General features: G+C 67.6%; 6 protein-coding genes. 2 read left to right on the forward strand and 4 right to left on the reverse strand.

Annotation, left to right across the window (positions count from 1 at the left end):
* A partial coding sequence (locus tag DBR34_RS08810; RefSeq protein ID WP_146186800.1) for an alpha-ketoglutarate-dependent dioxygenase AlkB occupies window positions 1-560 on the forward strand: 560 nt, incomplete at its 5' end.
* On the opposite strand, the gene DBR34_RS08815 is transcribed toward DBR34_RS08810, so the two are convergent.
* The 4 genes from DBR34_RS08815 to DBR34_RS08830 are packed head-to-tail and all read right to left on the reverse strand — an operon-like array spanning window position 523 to window position 4,071.
* Window positions 523-1,197: an ABC-type transport auxiliary lipoprotein family protein gene (locus DBR34_RS08815; protein WP_128096516.1), complete on the reverse strand. Its 675-nt coding sequence runs from the start codon at window positions 1,195-1,197 to the stop codon at window positions 523-525. The genes DBR34_RS08810 and DBR34_RS08815 overlap by 38 nt on opposite strands.
* Window positions 1,194-2,120 (reverse strand): MlaD family protein, encoded by a 927-nt coding sequence (locus tag DBR34_RS08820; protein ID WP_038690607.1) that lies wholly within the window; start codon window positions 2,118-2,120, stop codon window positions 1,194-1,196. Before DBR34_RS08820 ends, DBR34_RS08815 begins: the two co-directional genes overlap by 4 nt.
* A gap of 3 nt (window positions 2,121-2,123) precedes the next feature.
* Window positions 2,124-2,954, reverse strand: a complete 831-nt coding sequence (locus DBR34_RS08825; protein WP_128096517.1) for an ABC transporter ATP-binding protein — start codon at window positions 2,952-2,954, stop codon at window positions 2,124-2,126.
* Window positions 2,955-2,958: 4 nt separating this feature from the next.
* Window positions 2,959-4,071: an ABC transporter permease gene (locus DBR34_RS08830; RefSeq protein ID WP_128096518.1), complete on the reverse strand. Its 1,113-nt coding sequence runs from the start codon at window positions 4,069-4,071 to the stop codon at window positions 2,959-2,961.
* A 101-nt stretch (window positions 4,072-4,172) separates the two neighbouring features.
* On the opposite strand from DBR34_RS08830, the gene DBR34_RS08835 reads away from it, so the two are divergent.
* A complete protein-coding gene (locus tag DBR34_RS08835) occupies window positions 4,173-5,432 on the forward strand; it encodes a threonine/serine exporter family protein (protein ID WP_128096520.1) in 1,260 nt (419 codons plus the stop codon).
* Window positions 5,433-5,583: the final 151 nt, after the last annotated feature.

Genomic DNA, 5,583 nt, shown 5'->3' on the forward strand with positions numbered 1-5,583 from the left:
GCTGGCACCGCCACTGGCTGGCGGCTGCCGACGCCGATGCCCTGCAGCGCACGCTGCGCGAACAGGTGCCGTGGGAGGTGCATCGCATCCGCATGTTCGGCCGCCAGGTGGACTCGCCGCGGCTGAGCTGCTGGATGGGCGACCCGGCGGCGCGTTACCGCTATTCGGGCACCGACTTCGTGCCGGCCCCGTGGCATCCGGCGCTGCTGCCACTGCGCGAGCGGTTGGCGGCGTTCTGCACCGCGCCGTTCAACAGCGTGCTGCTCAACCGCTACCGCGACGGTGACGACGGCATGGGCTGGCACAGCGACAACGAACCCGAGCTGGGCCCTGCACCGCTGATCGCCTCGCTGAGCCTGGGCGCCGAACGCCGCTTCGCGCTGCGCCGTCGCGACGACCATGCGAAGAAGGCCGAAGTGGTGCTTGGCCACGGCGACCTGCTGCTGATGGGCGGTGCCACCCAGCGCCATTACCAGCACGCGCTGCCGAAAAGCACCCGGCCGCTGGCCGAGCGCATCAACCTTACTTTCCGCTGGATTGACGCAGCCGGGTCGGCGTGACCTGCGCCTGCTGGTAATCGGCCTGGCCGCTCACCAGCGTCCAGCCCACCACCTCGGACGTCGTGGCCTGCAGGCCCTGTTCGAACGCGCGGGCGACATCGGCAGTGGCGGTGCTGGGCACCGGCTGCTCCTGGCGGAAGGTGCGGTCGGCGACCACGCGCTGGTCCACCACGTGGATCAGCTTGGCGTTCACTTCAATCAGCGCCGTCGGCGTGGCCTGGCCGCGGTAATCGGCCTCGAAGCGGCGCACGTCCAGGGCCAGCTTGTAGTCGGCGCGGATGCCGGTGGTGGCGCGGGCCACCCCGTTGATGCGGCCGGAATCCTCGAAGCCGCGCACCAGGGCATCGTCCAGCATGTCGGTCGCCGGCTGCGCCCAGCTCACGCCCTTGTACACCTCCAGCTCGGAGGGCGAGGGGCGCACGTTGATGCGCGGGCTGTCGACCACGCGTGCCGCGCTGGGCTTGACCAGCACCAGCTGCCAGTCGACCTTCGGCCAGCCGGGGTCGGCCTGGATGCGCACGATCGGCGAATAGATGGTGACTGCGCTGCGTTCGTTGCTGCCCAGCAGCGAACAGCCGCCCAGCAGGGCGAGCATCGCCGCCGGCAACAGGATCCGGGTGAGAGTCGGGCGGCTCATTTGGGTTCGAACTCCTTGGGCGCGTCACGGCCCAGCAGATAGCGTGCCGGGTTGTTGTCGAGGCGGTCGCTGACCCGGCGCAGGTCGCGGATCAGCCCGCGCAGCTCGGTCAGGGTCGGGCCAAGCTGGGCCAGGCCATCGTTGGCGAAGCTGTTGATCGCGGCGCGGTTCTCGCCGAGGATCGAATCGGCATTGCCGGCGGCCGAATCCAGCTTGCTCAGGGTGGTTTCCAGCTTGTCCAGGATCGGCGGCAGCTGCTGGACCAGGTTCTTGTCCAGGCGCTGGATGGTGCCGTTGGTGCTCTTGAGGGTCACATCCAGGCTGCGCGCGGCGTCGCGCGCGCTGAGCAGCAGCGCCTGGGTGCCCTGGTCGCGGTCGGCCAGGCCGCCGCTGATGGTTTCCAGGTTGGCCAGGGTGGCGTTGATGCTGGCCACGTTGCGGTCGCTCAGCACCTGATCCATGCGCTCGACGATGCGGTTGGCGACGTCGGTGATGTTCTGCAATGCCGACGGTGTGGTCGGGATGATCGGCGCCGGGTCCTTGTTGACCGCGGTCAGCGCAGCAGCCTGCGGGGTGCCGCCGCTGAGCTGGATGATCGACGGGCCGGTCAGGCTGGTGATGGCCAGCTTGGCGCGGGTGTCGGTCTTGATCGGGGTGTTGGAGTTCAGGCGGATGCGCGCCACCACCTGGCGCGGGTCGTCCGGCACCAGGTTCAGTTCGGTGATCGAGCCGACCGCGATGCCGTTGTACTGCACCGGGCTGCCGACCGTCAGGCCGGTGACGGCCTCGCGGAAGACCACCCGGTATTCGGTCCAGGTGCGGTCGGAGGAGTACTTGGCTGCCCACAGGCCGAAGGCCAGCAGCGCCAGTCCCACCACCAGGGTGAAGGCGCCGATCAGGACGTAATTGGCTTTGGTTTCCATGGCTTACTCGATCTCGTTCTTTGCGCTTCGCGCCGCGCGGGCGCGGGGTCCGTGGAAATACTCCTGGATCCACGGGTGGTCCAGCTGTTCGATCTCGTGCAGCGGTGCGTTGGCGATGACCTTCTTGTCAGCCAGCACCGCCACCCGGTCACAGATGGCATACAGCGTGTCCAGATCGTGTGTGATCAGGAAGACGGTCAGGCCCAGCGCTTCCTGCAGGGTCTTGATGAGCCGGTCGAAGGCGGCCGCGCCGATCGGGTCCAGGCCGGCGGTGGGCTCGTCCAGGAACAGCAGCGGCGGATCCAGCGCCAGCGCACGGGCCAGGCCGGCGCGCTTGCGCATGCCGCCGGACAACTGCGAGGGCAGCTTGTTGATCGCATCGGCCGGCAGCCCGGCCAGCTTCACCTTGAGCAGGGCCAGTTCGTAGTGCCAGCGCTCGGGCAGTTCGCGGTGGTGTTCCTTCAGCGGCACCTGCACGTTCTCGCCCACGGTCAGCGACGAGAACAGCGCGCCGTCCTGGAACAGCACGCCGGTATTGCGTTCGATGTGCAGGCGGCTGGCCGGGTCGCTGGAGCGTGCATCCACGCCCAGCACCTCGATCTGGCCATCGTCGGGTTCGCGCAGGCCGAGGATGCTGCGCATCAGCACCGACTTGCCGGTACCCGAACCGCCCACCACGCCCAGGATTTCACCGCGGCGCACGTCCAGGTCGACGCCGTCGTGCACCAGCTGCGCACCGAAACGATTGACCAGCCCGCGCACGCGGATCACCAGGTCGGGATCGGCGCTGTCGGGTGCGCTGCGGTCTGCGGCAGGGGCGGTGTCGGTGGTCATGCGGTTACCAGCCCATCTTCATGAACCACAGCGCGGCGAACGCGTCGAGGATGATCACCAGCGAAATGGCCTGGACCACGCTGGAGGTGGTGCGCTCACCGACCGACTGCGCGGTACCCTCCACCTTGAGGCCTTCCAGGCAGCCGATCAGGCCGATCACCAGCGCGAACACCGGCGCCTTGGACAGGCCCACCAGCATGTTGCGCACTTCCATGGTCTCGTACATGCGCGCGATGTACATCTGCGGCGGGATGCCAAGGTCGAACGCGCCCACGGTGACGCCCCCGGCGAGGCCGGCCATCATCGCGATGAAGGTCAGCAGCGGCAGGGTGATCAGCAGCGCGACCAGCCGCGGCAGCACCAGCAGGTCGATCGGATCCAGGCCGAGGGTTTTCATCGCATCGATTTCTTCGCGGGCCTTCATCGCGCCGATCTGTGCGGTGAAGGCACTGGCGGTGCGGCCGGCCAGCACGATGGCGGTGAGCAGCACGGCGAATTCGCGCAGGAAGGCGATGCTGACCAGCTCGACCACGTAAATCTCGGCGCCGAAGTCGCGCAGGATGGTCGACCCGAGGAAGGCGATGACGGCGCCCACGAGGTAGGACAGCAGGGCCACCAGCGGCACGGCGTCCAGCCCGACCTGTTCCATCTGGGCGACGGTGGCGGTGAGCCGGAAACGGCGCGGTTCCTTGATCAGGCGCGCGCCCTTGACCAGGTTCTCGCCGAGGAAGCTGGCCAGTGCCACGATGTTGTGGCCCATGCCGTGCACGCTGACGCCGAGGCGTTCCAGCGCGGCCAGGACGCCGAAGTCGCGCTTGGGCCTTGGGCGGTCGTCGGCCACTTCTTCGATGGTGCACACCAGCGCGCGGTGTTCTTCGCGGAAGGCGAGAGCATCCTCGCCCAGGTCGGCACGCCGCGCCACGCGCAGGACCTGCAGCACGCCGGCGGAGTCGAGCACGGTGATGCCGCTGGCGTCGATGCCGGTGAGCGTGTCAGGAATGCCGCGCAGCACTTCGGCCGCGGCCAGCGCGGTATGCAGGGTCCAGTGGCCGGACAACCGGACCAGGCCGGGGTCCTGCGCATCCTGTTCGAGATGGGGGGCGTGTGTGTGCGTCATGGGCGTCCTGCCGCGCAGCATACCTTGTCCGTGTAGACGGCAAGTGTGTGGCAGGCAACATGAATGTTCAGCCGGGCAGGCTTCGGGTAATACTACGAAACATGTCCGCCGATACCGCCACCATCGTTACCCCCCAGGCCACCTACGCGCAGCGCGTGGCATTCGTATCGGAAATGGCCGGGCGCCTGCACAGCTATGGCACCACGGCGCAGCGGCTGGAGGCGGCGGTGGTCGCGCTGGCGCAGCGGCTGGACCTGGATTGCGAGCCGTGGTCGAACCCGACCGGGCTGATCCTGAGTTTCAGCGACCCGACCAAGGCGATCGGTTCGTCGGACATCACGCGGGTGATCCGGCTGGCGCCGGGCGAAAACGACCTGCATAAACTGAGCATCGCCGACCAGATCACCGATGCGGTGGCCAATGGCGGGATGAGCATCGCGCAGGGCCACACGGTGCTGCGGCAGCTGGACAAGGACCCGGGCCGGCGCGGCAAAATCCGGATGATCCTGTCCTACAGTCTGGGTGCGGCGGGCGTGGCAGGCTTGTGGAAGCTGCCGTGGCTGGATATCGCCACGGCGGGGATGATCGGGTTGTTGATCGGGCTGATGACGCTGTACACCGACCGCCGGCCGGCCAGCCGGGAGGCGAGCGAGGCATTGGCGGCGCTGCTGGCGGGTACGGTGGCGGCGCTGGTAGCGTCGTTCCTGGGGCCGTTGAATCTCAATACGGTGATCATTGCGTCGTTGGTGGTGATGCTGCCGGGGATGTCGCTGACCAATGCGGTGAACGAGCTGGCGAGCCAGCATTGGGTTTCGGGGACGGCGCGGTTTGCCGGTGCGATCACGACGATCCTGAAACTGACGGTGGGCGCGGTGATCGCGGTGACGCTGTCGGGGATCATCGGGTTGGACCCGCAGGTGCGGGCATCGCGGCCGCAGGCAGACTGGGTGGAATGGAGCGCGCTGCTGGTGGCGGCGTTCGCGTTCGCGATGCTGTTCAAGGCCAATCGCCGCGATTATCCGTGGGTGATGGCGGCTTCTGTTGCCGGGTATGCGATTTCAAAATTCGCGGGGCAGGCATGGGGGTTGCCGGCGGGTATTTTCATGTCGGCAATGGTGATGACGGCGGCAGGCAATCTGTTTGGTCGCTGGGTGCAGCGGCCGGGCGCGATCATCCGGTTGCCGGGCATCATCATGCTGGTGCCGGGCAGTACCAGTCTGCGCGGGGTGCTGACGCTGGTGCAGCAGCAGGACATGAGCGCGGGGCAGACGGTGCTGATGACGGTGCTCAATGTGGTGATGGCGCTGGTGGCCGGGCTGCTGTTTGGCAACCTGCTGGTGCCGGCGCGGAAGAATCTCTGACCGATTGGGTCTAGATCCAGGTCCAAGTCCAAGTCCAAGTCCAAAACCTTATAGCCTCCTGCATCGTGCTGGGCCGGGGGCTGTGGGTTCCCGGGACACGCCGCAAGTACGTCCGTGTAGGCTCCGTCGGCGCATCCATGCGCCTCAGGGT

Origin of the sequence: Stenotrophomonas sp. HMWF003, from assembly GCF_003061285.1 — a bacterium.
In the GTDB taxonomy this organism is placed as follows: Bacteria; Pseudomonadota; Gammaproteobacteria; order Xanthomonadales; family Xanthomonadaceae; genus Stenotrophomonas; species Stenotrophomonas maltophilia_AP.